This is a genomic window from Methylobacterium trifolii (assembly GCF_022179685.1).
Classification (GTDB): Bacteria; Pseudomonadota; Alphaproteobacteria; order Rhizobiales; family Beijerinckiaceae; genus Methylobacterium; species Methylobacterium trifolii.
Window position 1 is genome coordinate 1 of record NZ_BPRB01000186.1, and the last position, 22703, is coordinate 22703.

Annotated in this window: 16 protein-coding genes and 2 pseudogenes; 12 read left to right on the forward strand and 6 right to left on the reverse strand. The window is 67.9% G+C overall.

Annotation, left to right across the window (positions count from 1 at the left end; all coding sequences use genetic code 11):
• Positions 1-52: 52 nt before the first annotated feature.
• Complete coding sequence (locus COGEMETH_RS16220; RefSeq protein WP_238183639.1) at positions 53-2119, forward strand: recombinase family protein; 2067 nt, start codon at positions 53-55, stop codon at positions 2117-2119.
• 2 nt (positions 2120-2121) lie between these two features.
• On the opposite strand, the pseudogene COGEMETH_RS16225 reads toward COGEMETH_RS16220, so the two are convergent.
• Positions 2122-2577: pseudogene (locus tag COGEMETH_RS16225) on the reverse strand (integrase core domain-containing protein); the annotation flags it as partial.
• A 793-nt stretch (positions 2578-3370) separates the two neighbouring features.
• Here COGEMETH_RS16225 and COGEMETH_RS16230 point away from each other — a divergent pair.
• From COGEMETH_RS16230 to COGEMETH_RS16280, 11 genes are all read left to right on the forward strand, one after another.
• Entirely contained in the window at positions 3371-3526 is a 156-nt protein-coding gene (locus COGEMETH_RS16230; RefSeq protein WP_238183640.1) for a hypothetical protein, read from the forward strand.
• Between the two features lie 8 nt (positions 3527-3534).
• Complete coding sequence (locus tag COGEMETH_RS16235; RefSeq protein ID WP_036267122.1) at positions 3535-3624, forward strand: K(+)-transporting ATPase subunit F; 90 nt, start codon at positions 3535-3537, stop codon at positions 3622-3624.
• 13 nt (positions 3625-3637) lie between these two features.
• Entirely contained in the window at positions 3638-5353 is a 1716-nt protein-coding gene (kdpA, locus tag COGEMETH_RS16240) for a potassium-transporting ATPase subunit KdpA (protein ID WP_238183641.1), read from the forward strand.
• A 1-nt stretch (position 5354) separates the two neighbouring features.
• Entirely contained in the window at positions 5355-5576 is a 222-nt protein-coding gene (locus tag COGEMETH_RS16245; RefSeq protein WP_238183642.1) for a hypothetical protein, read from the forward strand.
• A gap of 69 nt (positions 5577-5645) precedes the next feature.
• Positions 5646-7739, forward strand: a complete 2094-nt coding sequence (kdpB, locus tag COGEMETH_RS16250; RefSeq protein ID WP_238183643.1) for a potassium-transporting ATPase subunit KdpB — start codon at positions 5646-5648, stop codon at positions 7737-7739.
• 34 nt (positions 7740-7773) lie between these two features.
• Positions 7774-8379 (forward strand): K(+)-transporting ATPase subunit C, encoded by a 606-nt coding sequence (locus tag COGEMETH_RS16255; RefSeq protein ID WP_238183644.1) that lies wholly within the window; start codon positions 7774-7776, stop codon positions 8377-8379.
• A gap of 9 nt (positions 8380-8388) precedes the next feature.
• The gene (locus COGEMETH_RS16260) at positions 8389-11130 is read left to right on the forward strand and encodes a DUF4118 domain-containing protein (protein WP_238183645.1); all 2742 of its coding nucleotides are present in this window, start codon (positions 8389-8391) and stop codon (positions 11128-11130) included.
• Complete coding sequence (locus COGEMETH_RS16265) at positions 11127-11816, forward strand: response regulator (protein ID WP_238183646.1); 690 nt, start codon at positions 11127-11129, stop codon at positions 11814-11816. The genes COGEMETH_RS16260 and COGEMETH_RS16265 overlap by 4 nt, the downstream gene beginning before the upstream one ends.
• Before the next feature lie 858 nt (positions 11817-12674).
• Positions 12675-13703, forward strand: a complete 1029-nt coding sequence (locus COGEMETH_RS16270; protein WP_238183647.1) for a sulfate ABC transporter substrate-binding protein — start codon at positions 12675-12677, stop codon at positions 13701-13703.
• Complete coding sequence (locus COGEMETH_RS16275; protein ID WP_238183648.1) at positions 13700-15511, forward strand: SulP family inorganic anion transporter; 1812 nt, start codon at positions 13700-13702, stop codon at positions 15509-15511. The genes COGEMETH_RS16270 and COGEMETH_RS16275 overlap by 4 nt, the downstream gene beginning before the upstream one ends.
• A gap of 71 nt (positions 15512-15582) precedes the next feature.
• Entirely contained in the window at positions 15583-16050 is a 468-nt protein-coding gene (locus COGEMETH_RS16280) for a DUF6841 family protein (RefSeq protein WP_238183649.1), read from the forward strand.
• 348 nt (positions 16051-16398) lie between these two features.
• Here the strand turns inward: COGEMETH_RS16280 and COGEMETH_RS16285 are convergent, their stop codons facing one another.
• The 5 genes and pseudogenes from COGEMETH_RS16285 to COGEMETH_RS16305 all read right to left on the reverse strand — a co-directional run bounded on the left by COGEMETH_RS16285 (position 16399) and on the right by COGEMETH_RS16305 (position 22666).
• Complete coding sequence (locus COGEMETH_RS16285; RefSeq protein WP_238183650.1) at positions 16399-17352, reverse strand: aliphatic sulfonate ABC transporter substrate-binding protein; 954 nt, start codon at positions 17350-17352, stop codon at positions 16399-16401.
• 110 nt (positions 17353-17462) lie between these two features.
• Complete coding sequence (locus COGEMETH_RS16290) at positions 17463-18260, reverse strand: ABC transporter ATP-binding protein (RefSeq protein ID WP_238183651.1); 798 nt, start codon at positions 18258-18260, stop codon at positions 17463-17465.
• Positions 18254-19258 (reverse strand): annotated as a pseudogene (locus COGEMETH_RS16295) (ABC transporter permease). The gene COGEMETH_RS16290 and the pseudogene COGEMETH_RS16295 overlap by 7 nt, the downstream one beginning before the upstream one ends.
• Before the next feature lie 45 nt (positions 19259-19303).
• Positions 19304-20212: a sulfurtransferase gene (locus tag COGEMETH_RS16300; protein ID WP_373875381.1), complete on the reverse strand. Its 909-nt coding sequence runs from the start codon at positions 20210-20212 to the stop codon at positions 19304-19306.
• Positions 20213-21652: 1440 nt separating this feature from the next.
• Positions 21653-22666 carry a GlxA family transcriptional regulator gene (locus COGEMETH_RS16305; protein WP_238183652.1) on the reverse strand — a complete coding sequence of 338 codons (1014 nt, stop codon included), beginning with the start codon at positions 22664-22666 and terminating at the stop codon, positions 21653-21655.
• Positions 22667-22703 lie beyond the last annotated feature (37 nt).

Consider the following 22703-nt stretch of genomic DNA (forward strand, 5'->3'; position numbering starts at 1 on the left):
GTCGCTCACACCGAGAGAGCCTCGCAGCAGAACGTCCGAGCCGGAGGCGCCGATGAGCACTGAGAAGATCGGCCCGCAGCATCGAGCCCGCAAAGCCGTGCTCTACGTCCGTCAGTCCTCGGCGCATCAGGTCCAGCACAATCGCGAGAGCCAAGCCCTGCAATACGCTATGCGCGAGCGCCTTGTCGGCCTCGGCTTCGCCGAGGTGGAGGTCATCGACGAGGATCTCGGCTGCTCGGCCGCCGGCGGTACGCTCCGCGCCGGCTTCGAGCGCATGGTCGCCGAGGTCTGCCTGGGCAAGGTCGGCGCGGTCGCCGCCCGCGAGGTCTCCCGCTTCGCCCGCAACAGCCGTGACTGGCAGCAGCTCGTCGAGATGTGCCGCGTCGTCGATACCCTGCTCGTCGACCAGGAGACGATCTACGCGCCGCGCCTGGGTAACGACCGGCTGCTCCTTGGGCTCAAGGGCAGCCTCAACGAGTACGAGCTTGACCTCCTGCGCCAGCGCTCGCTTGCTGCGCGCTATGAGAAGGCCCGCCGCGGCGAACTCGTGGTCGCGGCGCCCGTGGGCTTCATCAAGGTCGGCGACCGGCTTGAGATGGATCCCGATCGGCGCGTGCAGGCCGCGATTCGGCTGGCCATCGACAAGGTGGCCGAGTTGGGCAGCGTGCGTCAGGCCCTGCTGTGGTTCCTGGAGCACGGGCTCGACCTGCCGACACGCGTCAACGCCGGCCCGGTCGTCTGGCACCGCCCCCGCTACTCGACGCTGCGCGAGTTCATCGCCAACCCGGCCTATGGTGGCGCCTACGCCTACGGCCGAAGCCGCGTCACGGCCAGCTACGACGCGGCCGGCGCCAAGGCGCGGGCCCGGCGCACGCCGCGCTCGGAGTGGCTGGCGTTGAAGCCGGGCGCGCATGAAGGTTACGTGGAGTGGGAGCGGGCGGAGGCGATCCGGGCGATGGTGAGCGAGAACGCCCCGATGAGTTCCCGCGGCGCGCCCAAGCACGGCGCGGCGCTGCTCTCTGGCCTGCTGCGCTGCCGGCGCTGCGGACGCAAGCTGAGCGTGCAGTACACCGGAGCCAAGGGTCAGATCCCGCGCTACGCCTGCGTGCGCGGGCGGATCGACTACGGGGAGCCGAACTGCATCGCCTTCGGCGGCCTGCGCGTCGATGACGTCGTCGAGGCGGCCCTCCTGTCCGTGGTGCAGCCGGGCGCGATCGCGGCGGCGCGGGCGGCCGAGTCGCAGGCGAGCATGCGACGCGACGAGGCACGCGAGGCGATGGTGCGCGACCTGGAGGCGGCGCGCTACGCGGCCGACCGCACCTTCCGCCAGTACGACGCCGCCGATCCCGAGAACCGCCTGGTCGCCGGCGAACTCGAAGCGCGCTGGAACCGGGCTCTGTCCCGGGTCGGCGCCTGCGAGACGCGCGTCGCCGAGCACGACGCGGTCGCTCCCGCGCCCGCCCTTGCTCCGGTCGCGATGGAAACGCTCGCCGCGGACCTGCAGGGCGTCTGGTCGGCGTCCACGACGGACGCGCGACTCAAGAAGCGGATCGTGCGCACCCTGATCCATGAGGCAATCGCCGACCTCGACGAGGCGCAGGCCGAGATCGTGCTCACCTTGCATTGGGTCGGCGGCGCCCACACCGAGCACCGCCTGCCGCGTCGGCGACGCGGCCAGCGCACCAGCACGCCCACCGACGTGATCGAAGCGGTGCGCACGCTGGCGCTGATCGCGCGGGACGACGTGATCGCGGGCGTGCTCAACCGTAACGGCGTGAGGACGGGGCACGGCAACCGCTTCACACGCGAGCGCGTCACGGCCTTGCGCTCGCAGTACCGCATCCCAGTGTTCCGCGAGGCTGCGGAGGGCGACGAGCCCTGGCTGAACCTGACCCAAGCCGCCGCGCGCGTCGGCGTTGCCGCACGAACCCTTCGTCTGGCCGCGGAACGGGGCGAGATCGATGCCGCACATCCGCTCGCGGACGGACCTTGGGTGTTCAGCCGCGCCGCTCTCGACGGCTCGGCTGCCCGGGTCCTCGCGCAAGTGGCTCTGAACCGCGGTAAACACCCCGCGGTACCGCATCCGGCGCAGCAATCCCTCTTCGCATCAACGACATAGCGAGATGTGTGTTCTGATGAGCAGTTGTAGTCCTTTTGCCATCGTTCGATCACGACGCTGGCCTCCTTGAGCGTGTAGAACACTGCGCCATTAGGAATTTAATCCTAAATCTTTGCGTTGAAGCTCTCGTAATAGCTTTGTTCGACGGACTGCCTGGCTCGATGTGGGCGGTCTTCGAGACGACCGCTGCGATCCACCCCTGAACAGTTTTGGCGATAAACTCCCGCCCGGTATCCGAGTAGACATGCCCCGGAACACCACGAAGATTTAATAGATCTGAGAGTACGTCGAGCGCCTTCAGCTTGCGAGCGATCCGGATTGCCAAGCACTTCCGGGTGAACTCATCGATGACGTTCAGCATCCGGTACTTGCGTCCCGTGCTCGACGAATTCGTAGGACCAGACGTGATCGGGGCGCTCCGGCCGCAAACGCAGGCACGAGCGGTCGTTGAGCCAGCAGCTTCGCGACGATCTCTTCAGCCGTATGCTACATCCGTCCCATGATGGCATCCTCCACAGGGCGCAAAGTCATACCCCAGGGAAGACCACTTTTAGGACGCTGGCGACGGGTGAACAGCCAACACTTCTCTGACCGAGCCGCGATCCCCCATTACTTATGTTTAATATCCTCTTCAAAATTTGTTCACGAAACGATCGGTTTTCCGATGGAGTAGCGAGCTGTTTACGACTCAAACTCGTCATTAGACTTTCGACCGGCCGTTTCTCAAAGCGAACATTCGTTCGCGCTGACGGTCATATGCACACGTGGCGGGGTCTTCGCTCAGCCGCCGATATCAAATCCTTATCTCGACCTGTCCCGTTCCCTTTCGAACCCTTATGCCGGTTCGAGTATCGTCGCCGGCCGCCCCAAGAGGGTGCGTGGCGCAACCGCTTCCATGGACGTCATCGACCGACCCGACCCGACCCGACCCGACAAAATCAGGACCGTCGGCCAGACCTCATCCTCGGGATGCCTGCAGCGTCTGCGGTCCCGGTATCGGGGATGCGGGATTGCCTTCCACAGTCATCGCCGCAGAGGCGATGGCGTCGTCCGGGCCGAACTGCCGACGTGGAAGACCTGATGCCCCTGGTCAGGCCAGACACGCTGCTCCTCAGGTGCACGAAGTTCCGCTTCGCCCCGCGCCTGGCCATACCCCCGAACTACATTGCAGTTGTTTTGGGGCCGAGCGGCGAGCGCCGTGATCCTAATACAATCCTTATAAAGTCGTCTCCGCTTCCATCTCGAACCCTAATGCGGTTCGCGTCCACATTGGACACGGGCGAGACCGGTCTTGCATCGGCCCCCGAACCGAACGGACCGACCATGCTCGACATCGCCTTCATCGCCTTGGGGCTCGCCTTCTTCGGCTTGGCCGCCGGCTACGCCGTCCTCTGCGAACGTTTCTGAGGTCCGCCATGACCCTCGACCTGACGCTTGGCGCCCTCGTGACCCTGGGGCTGCTCGGATACCTCACCTACGCCCTCGTCCGCCCCGAGCGGTTCTGAAGGAACACCTTCCATGACGATCAACGGCTGGATCCAGATCGCGCTGTTCTGCGCGGTCGTCCTGGCGCTCGCTCGACCGCTGGGCGGCTACATGACCCGTGTCTTCACGGGCGAGCGAACCGTCCTCTCGCCCGTGCTCGCCTCCGTCGAGCGCGGTCTCTACCGCGTCGCAGGCATCAACTCCGCGCAGGAGCAGCACTGGCTGGCCTACGCCCTGTCGATGCTAGCGTTCCACGTGCTGGGCTTCCTCGCCCTCTATGCGCTGCTGCGCTTCCAGGCGGTGCTGCCGTTTAATCCGGACGGGCAGTCTGCGGTCGCGCCGGATCTCGCCTTCAACACGTCGGCGAGCTTCGTGACCAATACGAACTGGCAGTCCTACGGCGGGGAGACGACGATGTCGTACCTCACGCAGATGCTGGGGCTGACCCACCAGAACTTCCTGTCCGCTGCCACCGGTATCGCGCTGGCCGTTGCCCTGGTGCGTGGCTTCGCGCGGGCTTCCGCCAACACGGTGGGCTCGTTCTGGGTCGACCTCACCCGGACCACCCTCTACGTGCTGCTGCCGCTCTGCATGGCGCTGACGCTGTTCTACGTCTGGCAGGGCATCCCGCAGACCCTGGGCGGTGCCGTCGAGGCGACGACCCTGGAAGGGGCCAAGCAGACCGTCGCGGTCGGCCCGGTGGCAAGTCAGGTCGCGATCAAGATGCTCGGCACCAACGGCGGAGGATTCTTCAACGCCAACGCCGCCCACCCGTTCGAGAACCCGACCGCACTCTCGAATTTCATCCAGATCGTCTCGATCTTCGCCATCGGCGCGGCGATGACCAACGTCTTCGGGCGCATGGTCGGCGACGAACGCCAGGGCTGGGCGATCCTCGCCGCCATGGGCTTGCTGTTCCTTGCCGGGACCGCGGTGGTCTACTGGGCCGAGAGCACTGGCAGCCCCGTCCTCAACGCCTTCAGCCTGACCGGCGGCAACATGGAGGGCAAGGAGGTCCGGTTCGGGATCGTAGCCTCGTCGCTGTTCGCGGCGGTGACCACGGCGGCCTCGTGCGGTGCCGTCAACGCCATGCACGACAGCTTTACGGCGCTGGGCGGCATGATCCCACTGATCAACATGCAGCTCGGCGAGATCATCGTCGGTGGCGTCGGGGCCGGCCTCTACGGCATCCTGGTCTTCGTCATCGTCACGATCTTCGTCGCCGGGCTGATGGTCGGGCGCACCCCGGAATATCTCGGAAAGAAGATCGAGGGGCGAGAGGTCAAGATGGCGATGCTCGCCATCCTGTGCCTGCCGCTGATGATGCTCGGCTTCACGGCGCTCGCCACAGTGGTCGCGGCGGGCCTCGCCGGTCCGGCCAATGCCGGACCGCACGGTTTCTCGGAGATCCTCTACGCCTTCACCTCGGCGGCGGCGAACAACGGCTCGGCCTTCGGCGGCCTCAGCGCCAACACCGCTTTCTACAACACGTCGCTCGGCCTCGGCATGCTGTTCGGACGGTTCTTCGTCATCGTCCCGGCGCTCGCCATCGCGGGGTCGCTCGCGGCCAAGAAGACCGTGCCGGCTTCGGCCGGGACGTTCCCCACCCATGGCGGCCTGTTCGTCGGCCTGCTGGTCGGCGTGATCCTGATCGTCGGCGGCCTGACCTTCTTCCCGGCGCTGGCACTGGGTCCCATCGTCGAGCACCTCGCCGGCGGCCTCGGGCAGACCTTCGCGGCGGGAGGCTGAGATGCGGCACCTCTCGCTTCCGCACCGCGCCCCGAGGCGGTCACTCACCCGCCGGGCGCTCACTGCCCACCGCCCCCGCCCGCCGACCTGGGACAAGGTGCAGCGGAACCGCCGTGACCTCCGCCTCTCGGACGTGATCCTCGGCATGCTCGGCCTCACCCTGCTCGGCGCCCTCGGCATCATGGTCGGGGCAGGCCTCCTGGATCGCGCACTGGCACCCTGAGCCCCGCCCGCCGGCGCGCCACCGCGCCGCCGCCCGAGATGCTACCCCATCCAAATCCGGACACCCGCAATGGCCCGCCCAAACTCCACCAACCTCTTCAGCGCCGCCCTCGTCGGGCCTGCGCTCGTCGGCGCCCTGACCAAGCTCGACCCACGCAAGATGATCAAGAACCCGGTCATGTTCGTGGTCGAGGTCGTCGCCGCCCTCACCACCGTGCTGTTCGTGCGCGACGTCCTGACGGGCGGCGCCGACCTCTCGTTCTCGGGCCAGATCATCCTCTGGCTTTGGTTCACGGTCCTGTTCGCCAACTTCGCCGAGGCCATTGCCGAGGGACGCGGCAAGGCCCAGGCCGACAGCCTGCGTCGCACCCGCACCGAGACCATGGCCAAGCGCCTGAAAGGGTCCGGCCGGGACTTCGAGACCATCCCCGGCAACGACCTGAAGGTCGGCGACGTGGTGCTGGTCGAGGCCGGCGACATCATCCCGTCCGACGGTGAGGTCATCCTCGGCGTGGCCTCGGTCAACGAGGCCGCCATCACCGGCGAGTCCGCCCCCGTCATCAGAGAATCCGGCGGTGACCGTTCGGCCGTCACCGGAGGTACCCAAGTCCTCTCAGACGAGATTCGCGTCCGCATCACGGCGGCCGCCGGCTCGACCTTCGTTGACCGCATGATCGCCCTGGTCGAGGGCGCCTTGCGCCAGAAGACCCCTAACGAGATCGCCCTCAACATCCTGCTGGCCGGCCTCACCATCATCTTCGTCTTCGCGGTCGCCTCGATCCCGAGCTTCGCGTCCTATGCCGGCGGCGCGATCCCGCTGATCGTGCTCGTAGCCCTTTTCGTCACCCTGATCCCCACCACCATCGGTGCGCTGCTCTCGGCCATCGGTATCGCCGGCATGGACCGGCTCGTGCGCTTCAACGTGCTCGCCATGTCGGGGCGGGCCGTCGAGGCGGCCGGCGACGTCGACACCCTGCTGCTGGACAAGACCGGGACCATCACGCTGGGCAACCGCCAGGCCACCGAGTTCCGCCCCGTCCGCGGCGTCTCCGAGCAGGACCTCGCCGACGCGGCCCAGTTGGCGTCGCTGGCCGACGAGACCCCCGAGGGCCGTTCCATCGTGGTGCTCGCCAAGGACAAGTACGGCCTCCGCGCCCGCGACATGGCGAGCCTCAACGCCACCTTCGTGCCGTTCACCGCCCAGACCCGGATGAGCGGCGTCGACCTCGACGGGTCGTCGATCCGCAAAGGTGCCGTGGATTCCATCATCGCATCCGTGAGCCGGCAGCCGATGGCCACGCGTGGCTCGAACGTGGCCCTGGCCTACAGCCCTGGCGTCGCTGGCGAGACCGTGCGCGAGATCCAGTCCATTGCCGAGGACGTGGCCAAGGCCGGCGGCACCCCCCTTGCCGTGACGCGGGACGGCCGGCTTCTCGGCGTCGTCTACCTCAAGGACATCGTGAAGGGCGGCATCCGCGAGCGCTTCGCCGAGCTGCGCCAGATGGGCATCCGCACCGTGATGATCACCGGCGACAACCCGATGACCGCGGCCGCCATCGCGGCCGAGGCCGGCGTCGACGACTTCCTCGCCCAGGCCACCCCGGAGGACAAGCTCGCGCTCATCCGTAAGAAACAGGCGCAGGGCAAGCTCGTCGCCATGTGCGGCGACGGCACCAACGACGCCCCGGCGCTCGCCCAGGCCGACGTCGGCGTGGCCATGAACACCGGCACGGTGGCGGCCCGCGAGGCGGGCAACATGGTCGACCTCGACAGCGACCCGACCAAGCTCATCGAGATCGTCGGCATCGGCAAGCAGTTGCTGATGACCCGCGGGGCGCTGACCACGTTCTCCATCGCCAACGACGTGGCGAAGTACTTCGCGATCATCCCAGCGATGTTCCTGGTGCTCTACCCCCAGCTCCAGGCGCTCAACGTCATGGGCCTCGCCTCGCCCGAGAGTGCGATCCTCTCGGCGATCATCTTCAACGCGCTCATCATCGTCGTGCTGATCCCGCTGGCGCTCCGCGGCGTGTCCTACCGGGCGGTCGGGGCCGGCGCCCTCCTGCGTCGTAACCTCCTGATCTACGGGCTCGGCGGCATCCTGGTGCCGTTCGTCGGCATCAAGGCCATCGACCTCGCCATCACCGCCCTGCACCTCGTCTGAGCCGCCTGCGCGCACCACCTTCGGGACCATCGTCATGTTGAACCAGCTTCGCCCCGCCCTCGTCCTGCTGATCGCCCTGACGGCGCTCACGGGGCTCGCCTACCCCCTCGCGATGACCGGCATTGCGGGGGCCATCTTCCCGGCAAAGGCCGCCGGGAGCCTGATCGAGCGCGACGGCAAGGTGGTCGGCTCCAGCCTGATCGGGCAATCGTTCACCAGCGACCGCTACTTTCACGGCCGCCCCTCGGCCACGACCGCCGCCGACCCGGCCGACGCCACCAAGACACTGCCGTCACCCTACAACGCCGCGAACTCCTCCGGTTCCAACCTCGGCCCGACCAGTGCCGCACTCGCCGAGCGGGTGAAGGCGGACGTCGCGGCGCGCCAGGCCGAGAACCCGGGCCGGCCCGTCCCGGTCGACCTCGTCACCGCGAGCGGCTCTGGCCTCGATCCCGACCTCTCGCCGGAGGCCGTCCTGTTCCAGGTCCCTCGCGTTTCAAAGGCACGCAGCCTCTCCGAGGATCGTTTGCGGGGCCTCGTGGAAGCCCAGGTCCAGGATCGCCTGCTCGGCATCCTCGGTGAGCCGCGGGTGAACGTGCTCGCCCTCAATCTCGCCCTGGACGGTTTGGGCTCGAAGTGACATCGCTGGATGAGCATCCTGACCACGACGGCCCAGCGCCACGATCCCGACCGTCCCTCTCCCGACGCGCTGCTCCAGGCGGCACGGCGCGAGGAAGGCAGCCGGGGCCGGCTCAAGATCTTCCTCGGGGCGGCCCCGGGGGTCGGCAAGACCTACGAGATGCTGACCGTCGGCCGCGCCCGGCTCAAGTCGGGAGCGGACGTCGTCGTCGGCGTCGCCGAGACGCACGGACGCACCGAGACCGAGGCCCTGTTGGAGGGCTTCGAGACCGTAGCGCCTCGCCCCGTGCCGTATCACGGCACGGTCCTTGAGGAGATGGACCTCGACGCCCTGCTGGAGCGCCGGCCGGCGCTGGCATTGGTAGACGAACTCGCGCACACCAACGCGCCGGGATCCCGCCACCCCAAGCGCTACCAGGACGTGGACGAACTGCTCGACGCCGGCATCGACGTCTACACCACGCTCAACATCCAGCACGTCGAAAGCCTGAACGACGTCGTCGCCCAGATCACCCGCATTCGGGTTCGCGAGACTGTGCCCGACGGCATCCTCGACCGCGCGGATGACATCGAGGTCGTCGACTTGAACCCGGACGACCTCATCCAGCGCCTGCGGGACGGCAAGGTCTACGTGAAAGGCAACGCCGAGCGCGCCCTCAAGCACTACTTCTCGCGGGGCAACCTCACGGCGCTCCGGGAACTGGCGCTCCGCCGGACCGCCGACCGGGTCGACGACGAGCTTCTCAGTCACATGCAGGCCAACGCCATCGCGGGCCCGTGGGGCGCCGGCGAGCGGGTGCTCGTCTGCGTTAGCGAGGACCCGCACTCCGCCGGCCTCGTGCGCCACGCCAAGCGCCTCGCCGACCGCCTGCACGCGCCCTGGACCGCGGTCACCGTCGAGGGACCGCGCAGCCTGTCCCTCGACGAGGCCGCGCGCGACCGCATCGCCGACACCCTGCGCCTCGCCGACCGCCTCGGCGGCGATGCAGTGACCCTGCCGGGCGCGCGGCGCGTCGCCGACGACATCCTGGCCTATGCCCGCTCCACCAACGTCAACCACATTATCCTCGGCAAGACCGACCGCTCTGCGCTGTTCGAACTCCTCAACGGCTCGGTGGTGCACGACATCGTCCGGCGCTCGGGCAACATCAGCATCCACGTCATCACCGGCGAGGCGGCGAGGGCCGATCCGGTCCCGGCGAAGTCGGTCGCCACGGCGGTCGAGAAGCGCCCCATCGAAATCCTGCCCTATGCCATCGGGCTCCTGGGCACGGGAGCGGCCCTCGGGCTTGCATTGCTGGTCGAGCCCTATCTCGGCGTCGAGAACGCCGACCTCATCCTTTTGACCGCCATCGTCGCAGTTGCCGTACGCTTCGGGCTGGGGCCATCGCTGTTGGCCGTCGTCGCGGCGTCTCTGGCCTACAACTTCTTCTTTCTACCCCCTGTCTACACCCTGACCATCGCGGACCCGACCAATGTCGCCGCGTTCCTGCTGTTCACCGTGGTCGCGGTGGTCGTCTCGAATTTGGCGTCCCGCTCCCGCTGCGAGGCGGTCGTCTCCCATGGCAGGGCACGTGCCACCGAGCGGCTCTACGGCTTCAGCCGGAAGCTCGCCGGCTGCGCCACCCTTGACGACGTGCTCTGGGCAACCTCGGCCCAGATCGCCGCAATGTTAAGAGTTCGCGTCGTGCTCCTACTGTCCCAGGACGGCGCGGTCTCGATCCGCGCCGGCTTCCCGCCGGAGGATACGCTCGACGCCGCCGACCTCGGCGCCGCGACCTGGGCCTTCGACAACGAGCGACCGGCCGGCCGTGGCGCCGACACCCTGCCGGGGGCCAAGCGCCTGTTCCTGCCGATGCGCACAGGCCGCGGCATCGTCGGCGTGATCGGCCTCGATACCGACGGCACCGGGCCGATCCTCTCGCCCGAAGCCCGGCGCCTGTTCGACGCGCTGGCCGACATGGCGGCGCTGGCCATCGAGCGTGTCCGGCTGGTCGAGGATCTCGACCGGGCCGAGCGCGCCGCCGAGACCGACCGACTGCGCCAAGCACTGCTCACCTCGATCTCGCACGACCTGCGCACGCCGCTGTCCTCGGTGCTTGGGGCGGCCACCACCCTGCGCGATCTCGAGGAAGCCCTTCCGCACGACGCCAAGAAGGACCTTCTCGCCACCATTATCGAGGAATCGGAGCGGCTGAACCGCTTCATCGTCAACCTCCTCGACATGACCCGGTTGGAGGCGGGTGCAATCGCTGCGAGCCTGACGCCACAGGACGTCGATGAGACGGTCGACACCGCCCTGCGCCGCCTCGGTCGGATCCTCACGGGTCATCGGGTCGTGCTCGATCTCCCGACCGCCTTGCCGGCCCTGCGACTCGACCCGGTCCTATTCGAGCAGGTTCTGGTCAACCTCCTCGACAACGCCGCCAAGTACGCCCCCGAGGGCTCGACGGTCACCGTCAGGGGCACGGCCGAGCATGGCCAGGTCCGCCTCGAGGTGCTCGACGAGGGCGACGGGCTGCCCGAGGCCGATGTCGAGCGGGTATTCGACAAGTTCTACCGGGTCCGCAAATCCGACAGCGTCCGGGCCGGGACCGGCCTTGGCCTCGCCATAGCGCGCGGTTTCGTCGAGGCCATGGGCGGCACGCTGACGGCAGGCAATCGCCGCGACCGCCTGGGTGCGGTCTTCACCATCCTCCTGCCCGTCCCCGCGGCGGGACACCTTCACTCGAAACGTGCGGCTTCAGCATGAACATCCTCGTCATCGACGACGAGCCACCGATCCGCAAGCTCCTGCGCACGGGCTTGGCCACCCAGGGCTTCGACGTCTTCGAGGCGCCGAACGCGCGTGCCGCCCTCGACATCCTGTCGCGCGAGACTGTCGATCTGATCATCCTCGACCTCGGCCTACCGGACATGCGCGGGCACGATCTGCTGCGCGTCGTTCGGAAGGACTATCGCGACTTGCCCGTGGTGGTCCTTTCGAGCCGGAACGACGAGGCTGGAAAGGTCGAGGCCCTCGACCTCGGCGCCGACGACTACGTCACCAAGCCATTCGGCATGGGTGAACTCCTGGCCCGAATCCGGGCGGCCCTGCGCCATCAGCTGGCAGTCCAGGGTGAGCGCGCCGTGTTCGAGGTCGACGGCCTCAGCGTCGACTTGGTGCGCAGGCTCGTCCGGGTGCGAGGCGCGGATGTCAAACTCACGCCGCGCGAGTACGACTTCCTGCGGGTCCTGATTCAGCATGCCGGCAAAGCCCTGACCCACGCCCAGCTCATGAGCGAGGTCTCCACGTCATCCGATCCGCAGTACCTGCGCGTCTACATGCGCCAGCTTCGACTCAAGCTGGAGGCCGACCCGGAGCGGCCCCGCATCCTCTTGACCGAGACCGGCGTCGGATACCGCCTGCGCGCGCCGGAAGACGAAGTCCGGGCCTGACGAAGATACCCTGGCACGCCAGGTAGGTCATTCGACGTGTCCCTGCGCCTTCGAGAATTGCCACGTCGCGGCAGACGCTCGGGATGGGCTGGGCTTGCAAGCCGTCCCTGTGCGGCCCGACGGGATCGTCGTTCGGGCAAGCGAGACCGCCCCCGACGAGGCGGCCCTCGGCCGAGCTATGACGTCATGGTTCGCTTAATGACCCTCGACCTGGGAACCTGCTGCAGCGATGTCGACTTTGAGCCCCTCTACGCTCCGAAGCCGTTGGTGTGGAAGCCATCCTACCCGATCGTAGGTCTTCGTTCATCGAGCGGCCGGGAAGCGGAGCTTTCGAGGGTCTGTGATGGGTCGATAGCAACCTAGACGATCTGTCGGATATCCGATCGTTTTCCCGATGCCGCCTTCCTGCTCCGGTTCGGCGCCAATCTGAGCCACGACTGGCTCGGGCGGCAGGTCGTGCTGATCAACACGCAGCATCCGTGCCCATCGAGGTTCCTCTCCGAATGCACGACACCCCGACGCTTGCGGCGGGTCGGCGGCGCGGGGAGAGGCGAATCACTCTATCGCATGGAGGCGCGCCGCGACGGAGCGATGCGCCGATCACGATCCGGCCCGGAGAAGGCGATGCGTGGCTTCGAGGAGCTTCGGAGAACAAGCTCGCCGCGTAAGGTTCAGTTTTAGGGCATTGTTTTGTCGGGATTATTTGGCTTTGGCGCACCGCATTTTCGCGTCTATCCCAAGATTACGGCCGGGCCTCGAACGTAAGCCCGGCTCAAGCCTCCGGTGATCCCGCGTGAACGAGCCATCCCATGACATGACCGCCGGGAGCGGTCCGCCTTCGAGGCAGGAGCGCCTGCTGTGAAACCCCGCCTGTTCGCAGACGCGGCGGCCCTCGCCGCGATCGCAGTCGCCGCCGCCCTGCTCCTCGCCCACAACCTCGACGGCAGCGGGAAGGCGACGCTGCTCAACGTCTCCTATGATCCGACCCGGGAACTCTATTCCGCGATCAATCCCGGCTTCGTCGCGGCCTACGCGAAGGAAACCGGACGCACGGTCGCGGTGAAGCAGTCGCATGGCGGCTCGTCGCGCCAGGCCCGCGCCGTCATCGCGGGCGAGCAGGACGCCGACGTGGTGACGCTGGGCCTGCCCTCCGACATCGACGGGCTCGTGAAGCGCGGGCTCGTGGCGGCCGATTGGGCGCGCCGGCTGCCGAACCGGGCCGTTCCCTACACCTCGACCATCGTCTTCGTCGTCAGGACCGGCAATCCGAAGGACATCCGCGATTGGCCCGATCTCGTGCGCAAGGGCGTCGAGGTGGTGACGCCCGATCCGAAGAGCTCGGGCAACGGCAAGCTCAGCGCGTTGGCGGCCTGGGGCTCCGTCGTGACCCGCGGAGGCGACGAGAATGCCGCCCGCACCTATCTCGGCGCGCTCTTCGCCCATGCCACGGGCTTCAATGCCGGCGCGCGGGGTGCCGCCAACACCTTCGCGGTCGAGCGCATCGGCGACGTCCACCTGACCTGGGAGAACGAGGCCCAGCGCGAGGTCGCGGCCTCCGACGGCACCCTCCAGGTCGTCTACCCGCCGGTGAGCATCCTGGCCGAGCCGTCGGTCGCGCTCGTCGACGCCAAGGTGGCGAAGGACGGGAAGCGCGACGCGGCCGAGGCCTATCTGCAATACCTGTTCGGCGACGCCGCGCAGGAAACCATCGCGAGCCTCGGCTATCGCCCGTCGAAGCCGGAGGTCCTCGCCCGGCACGCCGACCGCCTGCCGAAGATCACGCTGTTTCCCGTCACCGCGATCGCCAGAGACTGGGCGGACGCGCAGGCGCGGTTCTTCGCCGAGGACGGCATCATCGACACCGTGTATCGGCCGCATTCGCAATGACCGGTTCCGCTCGCCCCTTCCCGGCATCCCCGGCGACACGCCAGTCCGCATGGCGTTCGGCCCTGCGCTACGATGCGGGGACCGCGCGCCGCGACGTGCTCGCCGGGCTCACCGTTGCGGCGATCTCGCTTCCGCAGGGCATGGCCTACGCGCTGCTCGCCGGTGTCGATCCCCGCTACGGGCTCTATTCGGCGATCGTCGTCACCCTGATCGCATCGATCCTCGGCTCGTCCTCGCACCTCATCAACGGCCCGACGAGTGCGATCTCGCTCCTCGTCTTCAGCGCGCTCAGCCATTTCGATCCGGACGCCCGGGCCCAGGCAGCGGAGGCGATGTTCCTGCTCGGCGTGATGGTCGGTGCGATCCAGATCCTGATCGCCGTGTTCCGCCTCGGCGACCTGACCCGATACATTTCGGAATCGGTGATCCTCGGCTTCATGGCCGGCGCCTCGGCGCTGCTCGCCATCAGCCAGATCGGCAACGCCTTCGGCCTACGCAACCGCGGCCACGGCGACCAGAACGTCCTTGTGCGCCTCTGGCTCACCCTGAACGAGGGCGGCCCCATCAGCGGCAAAGCGCTCACGCTGAGTCTCGGTGCCGTCACCCTCGCGGTCCTCCTGAGGATGGTGATCCGTCGCTATCGCCTGCCGCAGCTCGACATGCTCGCGACCCTGATCGTCATCGCCGGCTTCGCGTGGTTTGCCGGATGGTCAGTGGCCGGCGCCGACGGCAAGACGGCAGTCGGCGTGGCGGGCGTGGTGCCGGCGAGCCTGCCGAGCTTCCACATCGCCGACATCCGCCTCTCCTGGGTGTCCGACCTCGGCAGTTCTGCGCTGGCCATCGCCTTCATGGGCCTGCTGGAAGCGCTCGCTATCGCCAAGTCGATCGCCCACAAGACCCGCCAGCCCCTCGACTACAACAGGCAATGCCTGGCGGAAGGCGCTGCGAATCTTGCCGGCGGGTTCTTCCACTGCCTGCCGGGCTCCGGCTCGCTCTCGCGCTCGGCGATCAACTTCCAGGCCGGCGCGGTCACGCGGTTCTCGGGCGTCGTAGTGGCGCTGGCCGTCGCCGCCGCGCTGCTGGCGCTCGCCCCGCTTACGCAGTTCATCCCGAAGGCGGCGCTCGCGGGCCTGCTCTTCGTGACCGCCGCCCGCCTCATCGACGTGTCGCGGCTGCGCTACACCGTCCGTGCCTCCGGTTTCGACGCCGGCCTCGTCGTCGTCACCGCACTTTCGGCGCTGGCCATCGGCGTCGAGTTCTCGATCCTGATCGGCGTCGCGCTCTCGATCCTGCTCTTCGTGCCGCGCGCAGCGAAACTGAAGGCGTCGGAGCTTGTGGTCACGCAGGAGGGCGTGGTCCGCGAGCGCGTGAAGGGCGATCCGCCTTCGCCGAGCGTGATCCTGATCGACCTACAGGGCGAGTTGTTCTTCGGGGCGGCTCCCGACCTCGATCGGGCCCTCAACGACGCGCTGCAACGCGCCCGGTTCCAGGGAATGGGCCAGATCGTGGTGCGCCTGAAGCGCGTGCGCCACCCGGACGTGGTCTGCCTCGAGGTGGTCGAGCAATTCCTGCGCGACGCCGAGGAGGCGGACGTCACGGTGCGCCTCGCCGGCGCGCAGCCGGACTTCCTCGCCGCTATCGCGCGCCTGCGCTTCACGGAGTGGTATCCCTCCGAGCGCGTCTTCCCGGAGGAGGACGACCGCGACTCGGCGACCCTGAAGGCCGTGCGGCAGACCTACGCCACGCTGGCTGCAGACGAGAGCGCGCCCGCTCGATGCCGGACCACCGACCTCTATTATCTCGTCTGACGACCCGACCGTCCTTGTGGTGAGCTTGATCGATGACACGACTTCGTATCGCCGTCGCTTTCGGACTTTGCATGCCGCTGCCCCTTATGGCGACGGCCGGTGATCACCGCCCCGACGAATGCGTCTCGGGCGATCCGGTGCCATTGCTGCGACAGGGCTGTTCCGTCCTCGACGCCTTCATCACGACCTTCAATGCGAGGGATGCCGACGCCTGGGCGGCGACGTTGAACTTCCCTCACGTGCGCCTAGCGGCCGACCAGGTTCAGGTCTGGGACACCCCGGCCGAGTACGCCGCCTCGAACGATGTCCGGGACCTCGCCAAAGGTGGATGGGCCTACACGCGCTGGGATTGGCGCCAACTCGTCCAGCAATCAGAGGACAAGCTGCACTTCCTTGTGGAGTTCACCCGCTATGGCCGGGACGACAAGCCGATCGGCTCCTACGAGTCCCTCTACATCGTGACGCGAAAGGACGGGCATTGGGGCGTCCAGGCGCGATCGAGCTACGCCGGCATCGTCAGGAAGGGCTCGGCCTTCTGACGACCTGAGATCTCAAGCCGCGAGACGAGAGCGAACATTTGCCGTGCCGCTGGCCCGCCGCGTCCTGCCGGCAGAATCGCGCGGGCTCCTCGGGGCCGCTTCCGCCCGGACGGTGACGCCTCTGAAGGTCATCGCGACGCTGTCGGCCTGGAGTGGCCGACGGCAACCCCTGCCGACGTGCTGGTGACGACGCAGGCCCTCGCGCACGACCCGCGCGTCGCGCGGCTCCCGACGCTGCCGCACTCGGACCGGTCGCCACCTTAATCCGCGAGCGCTACCGCGGCTCTGTCATTCCCGCTCTCCGCCCGTGACCGGTGGCGTGAGGATGTTTCAGCGACGCGGCCGGCGTCACCGTGCCGGTGGCTGCCAGATGCCGAGGGCCGAGGCGTCCATGGGACGCGGCAGCAGGCCTTCGCTCCGGAACGCGTCGGCGATGGTCTGCTGCTCGCCGAGCCCTGCGCGCGTGACTGGTTCGACCCGATAACTGCGGCGGGCATTGGCGCGCACGATCACGTCGGTCTCGATCTTCCAGAGGGGCGACAGGCGGGCGGCGGCCGCCTCCGGCTCGGCCTTCACCCAGGTGCCCGTCTCGGAAAGCTTGGCGAACAGCACGGCCAGCACGTCGGCCTGCCCGGCCACGTAGTGGTCGGAGGCGAGGTAGTAGCGCTTGTACAGCGACAAACCGGTGCCGTCGCGGAGCACGCGGGCGCCCGATTGCTGGCGCGCCGCGGAGAGGAAGGAGTCCCACGCGACCCAGGCGTCGACACCGCCGCTCGCCAGCGCCGCCCGGCCGTCGGCCGACGTGAGATAGGCGGGGGTGATCCCCTTGAAGGACAGGCCCCCCTCCGTGAGCGCAGCAAGCAGTAGGTAGTGGCCGCCCGCGCCCTTGGTCACCGCGACCCGTCGGCCCTTGAGGTCGGCCACCGATTTCAGGGCCGAGTCCCCGGGCACCAGGATCGCCTGGGCTTCCGGGGACGGGGCTTCCTGGGCGATGTAGCTGATCTTCGCCCCGGCTGCCTGCGCGAAGATCGGGACCGTGTCGGCCACGTCCGCCGATACGTCGATCTGCTCAGCATTGAGCGCTTCCATGATCGGCAAGCCGCTGGTGAATTCGTGCCAGGAGACGGAGACGCCGAGGGGCTTCAATGCGGTCTCCAGGCCGGAATCCTGGCGCAGCAGCGCGATCAGGGTTGAGGAGCGCTGGTAGCCGATGCGCAGGGTCTTCTCGGCCGCCGCCGTGGACGGCCCGCCGCCCAGGATCAGGAGGGCGGCGGCGAGGGCTACCTGAATGGAGCGTTGCATGAGGCGCCTTGGCGACGAGGAGTGGGGCTGGAAGAGCACGTGTCCGCCCGATCAGCAGCGGCGTGCCGCAGAGCGCGCCGCACTCGTTGGCGCGCCCGGACCGGACAGGCTCAGGCGAAGTGACCCAGGATCTCCAGCACCTCGCGGCGCCGGCGGACGAGGTCGGGGTCGTCGCGATGGCGCGGATACGGCGCGTCGTTGACGATCTCCGCCCGGATTCGCGCCGGACGGTCGCTCAGCACGATGACCCGGTTCGACAGCACCAGCGCCTCCTCGACGTCGTGGGTGACGAGGAGGGCGGAGAATCCCTTCTCCTGCCAGAGGCGGACCAACTCGCCCTGCATCGCCAGCCGGGTCAAGGCGTCGAGCTTGCCGAGCGGCTCGTCCAGCAGGAGAAGGCGCGGCTGGTTGACCAAGGCGCGGGCGAGCGCCGTGCGCTGGGCCATGCCGCCGGAGAGCTGGTGCGGATAGGCGTCGGCGAAATCGGCGAGGCCGACGAGGCGGAGCGCATCGTCGATCCGCGACCCCTGCGCCTTCAAGAGGCCTCGCGCCTCCAGCCCGAGGGCGACGTTCCCGCGCACGGTCCGCCAGGGATAGAGCGTCGGGTCCTGGAACACGAGGAGGCGTCTCGGATCGGGACCCCCGATCGGCTCGCCGTCAAGGGAGAGCGTCCCGGAACCAGGTGGCTCCAACCCGGCGACGAGGGGCAGCAGGGTGGATTTCCCGCAGCCCGAGGGACCGAGCAGGGCGACGAACTCGCCGGGCGCCAAGTCGAGGTCGACGTGGTCGAGGACGGGCAGGCCTGCGCCGCGGATGTCGAAGGCGTGGGACACGTCCGCCGCCGACAGGCGTGCACCCGTCGCGGCGACCGGCTCGGGCACGGTGGGACGGGCGCGGACGGCTACCATTGCACGAGGCCCTTCTGCCAGGCGAGCAGGCGGTCGCGCAGGCGGAACAGGACCGTGATCAGCCCGGAGCACATCAGCGCCATGACGATGAGCGCGGCGTACATGTTGGCGTAGGCAGCCCAGCCTTGCGCCCATTGCAGTTACCAGCCGAGGCCTGACTTCACCCCGAGCATCTCGGCCACCACCAGCACGGCGAACGAGCCGCCGAGCCCCATGAACAGCCCGACGAAGACGTGTGGCAGGGCTGCCGAGATCGCGACCTTGCGGATCAGGAAGGACTGCGAGGCCCCGAGCGTGCGGGCGACATCGTAATACGCTTTGTTGGCGCCCGCGACACCCGACCACGTCAGCACCGTCACGGGGAACCCGGTGGCGAGCGCCACGAGGAAGGTGCTGGCCGACCAGGATGAGGGGAACATGAAGTAGGCGATCGGCAGCCAGGCGGTGGCAGGCAGTGGCCCGACGAAGCGCAGCACGGGATGGGCCCAGTATCCGATCGCCCTCGACCAGCCGATGGCGATACCCAGGACGAATCCGACGTCCGCGCCCACGGCGTAGCCGCCGACGAGCAGCAGCAGCGAGTTCAGGGTGCTGCCGCCGAGCTTGGGCCAATCCTCGAAGAACACCTCCATGATCGCCTGGGGCGGCGGAAAGAACGGCATCGGTAGAAGCGCGAACTTGGCCGTGACCAGTTCCCAGGCGATGAGCCCGAGGCCGATCGCCGCGAGTCAGGGCCCTCAGTGATATAGGCGGCCTCCGAGGCGCCCCAGCGACGCCGCGAGGGGGAGCACGACGGCGAGCAACCCCCCGATCACCGCTGCACCGGCGGCGAAGTCCGCCGTGTAGGGAAACTCGCCGTCCTCGGGAAGGCGGAGGGTCACGGCGGCGAGCGCCAGCCAAACGAGGCCGACGAGGAGGCCGCCCCAGCCCGCCCGCGATGGTGACGGCGAGGATCGTCGGCACGGGAAAGCCCCCGTCCGTCCGGACGGAGGCCTCAGGCGGTTGGGCCGGCGGCGAGACTGTGCGCGCCGCGACGGAATCCTTCACTGTCCGCCCCAGACGGTCCCGGTGAGGTTCGTAACGGGTACGCCCACGGTGTTGCCGTACTCGGTCCAGGAGCCGTCGTAGTTGCGTGTCGAATAGCCGAGGATGCGGCTCAGGACGAACCAGGAATGGCTGGAGCGCTCGCCGATGCGGCAGGAGGTGATGATCGGTTTCGAGCCGTCGATGCCGGCAGCCGCGTAGAGGGCCTTCAGTTCGGCCGGGGACTTGATCGTCCTGTCCGCGTTCACCGCCTTGCCCCAGGGCACGTTCACCGAGCCGGGGATGTGACCGGCGCGGATTACCAGTTCCTGCACGCCGGCCGGCGCGATCACCTTGCCGCTGAACTCGTCGGGCGAGCGAATGTCGAGGATCTGCTCGTCGCGCTCCTTGCGAGCGACCGCCACCACGTCGGCCAGTCGCGCGCGCAGGGCGGGGGACGCCGGCGCCACGCCGAAACGCGAGGCCGCGACCTCGGCGTTCCGCGTGTCGAGAGGGCGCTTCTCCGCCTCCCATTTCTTCCGGCCGCCGTCGAGAAGCTTGACGTTATCGACGAGACCATACTGCGCGAATACCCAGGCGCCCCAGGCCGAGAACCAGTTGTTGTTGTCGCCGTAGAGCACCACGGTGGTGTCGCGGTCGATCCCCAGGCGGCGCACCAGGGCGGCGAACTCGTCCGGACTGGCAATGTCACGGCTCACGGTCTCGACCAGGTCCGTGTGCCATGCGACGTTCTGGGCGCCGGGGATGTGCCCGCGCTCGAACACCCCCGGATCGACGCTGACCTCGACGATACGGATCTTCTTCGCGTCGAGGTTCTTCTCCAGCCACTCGGTGGAGACGAGGGGACCCGATGCCGCTTGCGTGACGGCTACGGGCTCCTGCTCCGCGACCCCGGACACGGGTGTCAGCACGGAAAAGGCGAACGCAAACAGGCAGGCAGATCTTCGCAGCACGGGACAAATCCCGAGGTCGAAATGGCAGGTTCCTCAAAGCAGCGACGAAGACCATCTTTCGTCGCAAAGCCTCGAGGCCGGTGAGCAGCAACGCCGTCGATCTTCGACGCTTGCGGGCTCATCGAAACGATCAGCCGCATAGCAATCCGGCGGCCGGCGCGGTGCAGACATGATCTTCCAGTTCCGGTTCATCAGTCAAAAGGATAGTTTTTAAAATTTTCCTACGCCAATGGAATGCGGTATCAGGATAATACGTTTTTCATATATGATTGTCTCGTCTTCCCAAACGTAATCTTTCGCCAAGATCGCAGGCTCTGGTGCATAGGCATCTCTCTCGGATCGGCGCCGCGCTGTGTCAGCGCGTCTCGTTCATTGTTTCAGAAGGATGGTGTGGGGGCTCGATTAGTAGCGTGGAATCTCTTGTTTCCAATTGCGACCTGCTGTCCTGTCAGCGCGCAGATGCGATGACGTTAGAGCAATGTTTCTCTGCACACGTCGCAATTGTTCCCTGATCGGCATGACAGAGAAATGGCCTTTAACACGCTGAAAAGACGGCTTCGCCGCGTCTCCGGTGACTTGAGGCGCCATGATGGGGCCCGATCTCGCCCCGGTGTCCACGACCTCGATTCCGATTTCCTGCGATGCGTCAGGCAGTCTCGCTCGGACCTGCGGCTCCCGCGCTGTCGTGGGTCCGCCTCAGCGACAATCTCAGACCGATGTGGCGGATGGCTCGGCCCCGCTGCAGCCGTGCGATGATCATAGGTCTCGTGCGAGCCGAGATGGACGGCGCGGATCCGCCTCGGCAGGGCAGCGTCCGCCACGCGTCGCGCCGAGGGCTGCCGGCCGGCCCAGGCATCGTACCCGGCCTGCACGCCGAGGATGCGCGCCAGCACCGTGATCGGGAAGTCGGCCTGGTCGGCACTCATGAATCGGAAGGCCCCGACGGCAGAACTCCGGTCTCCCGCGCAAACCAGGCTGTCGCGCGCGGGAGAGGAACTGACGCCTGAAGGCGCCTCCTTCGGGGCACGCTCCAGCCTCGGCTGCCGAACCTCACGCCGTAGCCGGATGAGTTCGTCGCGCTCGGCCGTCGTCAGGCCGGGATCGGCACCCAGGCGCTTCTCCTCCCGACGCCCCTCGCTACGGTCGACCTCGGCGACCCAGCTCCGAGTGGTCTGGCCCGAGGGTTCGAACTCGCGAGCCGGATCGGTGGGATCACGGCCGGCGCGGACCAGATCGACCATCTGCCGGCGGAACTCGGCGGTAGTATGCGGGACGGTTCTTGGGCATCGGACAAACACCTCACGCAAACGCGTTCTCGGTGTCCAGCAAACCGGGGCGATCCCACGTTCGCTTACATGTCTTTGTACTGTCGAAACAGATACTGCGTCCGGGCTGCTAAGCGACATCTCGAATGGTCGTCTGCCGTTCCGCGGACGGACGGCATCCAAAGCAGGACCGGTAGCTTCGCGAGAAGTGAGCGACGTCCGAGAAACCGCAGGCCGCCGCTACGTCTCCGATCTTGAGAGGGCTCTGACGCAGCAGACGCCGGGCATGAGCCAGGCGGATCGCCTTGTATTGCGCCGAGAAGCTGACGCCGCGCTTGTCCCGGACAAGGCGATCCAGATGACGCTCGCTCAAGGATACCAGCCTGGCCATCGCACCGCGGCTGAGCGGTGCCTCGATCGTCTTCTCCATCGTCTCGATAACGGCGAGCAGCGCGGGGTGATGGACCGCGTAGCGCTCGGCCGTGGACGCCCGCTGCGGATCGGCCGCGGCGCCGATCGCCGTGTGCAGAAACCAGTCCGACACGCGGCGCGCGAAGGCCTCCCCCATACGCCCTGCGATCAGCGTGTGGATCATGTCCAGGGGAGCGACGCCGCCGCCGCAGGTCAAGCGGTCCGGATCGGCGACGTAGCGCGTGCGCGTGAGGCATGAGCCCGGGAACGCCTCCACGGTGGCACCGGCGTATTCCCAGTGGACGGTGAATGCCCGGTCCGCCAGGAGTCCCGCCGCGGCCATCAGGTAGGGGCCGCCGGAGATGCCGCCGATGCGGACGCCGAACCGGGCCAGACGCCTCAATACCGCGTGGATTGCCGGCCGATCCCATGCGGTCGGCTCGCCGCCCGCGCAGACGAAGACGGTGTGGAGGCACCCGTGCTCGCGGGGCAACGCCTCGGTCGGCACCTCGACCCCGGACGAGGCCGCGACCCGCCCCTCAGCCGCCTCCCCGAAATAGCGCAGCCGGTAGAGGCTGCGGCCGGCAAGCTGATTGGCCGCCCGGAACGGCTCGCAGGCCGACGCGAACGACATCAGCGCGAAACCGGGGATGAGGATGAAGCCGATCTCCTGGGGACGCTCCCCTCCGGCCGGTCGCGCGACGCCCGACGAATCTTCGATGTCTTGTCCCACAGGGACAAGAGAACGTCTCGTCACGACAAACGCAACG

What these genes read in the sequence shown, in the direction of transcription:
- COGEMETH_RS16220 (WP_238183639.1), top strand. Translation starts at nt 53, where the DNA reads ATGAGCACTGAGAAGATCGGCCCGCAGCATCGAGCCCGCAAAGCCGTG.
- COGEMETH_RS16230 (WP_238183640.1), top strand. Translation starts at nt 3,371, where the DNA reads ATGCGGTTCGCGTCCACATTGGACACGGGCGAGACCGGTCTTGCATCG.
- COGEMETH_RS16235 (WP_036267122.1), top strand. Translation starts at nt 3,535, where the DNA reads ATGACCCTCGACCTGACGCTTGGCGCCCTCGTGACCCTGGGGCTGCTC.
- kdpA (WP_238183641.1), top strand. Translation starts at nt 3,638, where the DNA reads ATGACGATCAACGGCTGGATCCAGATCGCGCTGTTCTGCGCGGTCGTC.
- COGEMETH_RS16245 (WP_238183642.1), top strand. Translation starts at nt 5,355, where the DNA reads ATGCGGCACCTCTCGCTTCCGCACCGCGCCCCGAGGCGGTCACTCACC.
- kdpB (WP_238183643.1), top strand. Translation starts at nt 5,646, where the DNA reads ATGGCCCGCCCAAACTCCACCAACCTCTTCAGCGCCGCCCTCGTCGGG.
- COGEMETH_RS16255 (WP_238183644.1), top strand. Translation starts at nt 7,774, where the DNA reads ATGTTGAACCAGCTTCGCCCCGCCCTCGTCCTGCTGATCGCCCTGACG.
- COGEMETH_RS16260 (WP_238183645.1), top strand. Translation starts at nt 8,389, where the DNA reads ATGAGCATCCTGACCACGACGGCCCAGCGCCACGATCCCGACCGTCCC.
- COGEMETH_RS16265 (WP_238183646.1), top strand. Translation starts at nt 11,127, where the DNA reads ATGAACATCCTCGTCATCGACGACGAGCCACCGATCCGCAAGCTCCTG.
- COGEMETH_RS16275 (WP_238183648.1), top strand. Translation starts at nt 13,700, where the DNA reads ATGACCGGTTCCGCTCGCCCCTTCCCGGCATCCCCGGCGACACGCCAG.
- COGEMETH_RS16280 (WP_238183649.1), top strand. Translation starts at nt 15,583, where the DNA reads ATGCCGCTGCCCCTTATGGCGACGGCCGGTGATCACCGCCCCGACGAA.
- COGEMETH_RS16285 (WP_238183650.1), bottom strand. Translation starts at nt 17,352, where the DNA reads ATGCAACGCTCCATTCAGGTAGCCCTCGCCGCCGCCCTCCTGATCCTG.
- COGEMETH_RS16290 (WP_238183651.1), bottom strand. Translation starts at nt 18,260, where the DNA reads ATGGTAGCCGTCCGCGCCCGTCCCACCGTGCCCGAGCCGGTCGCCGCG.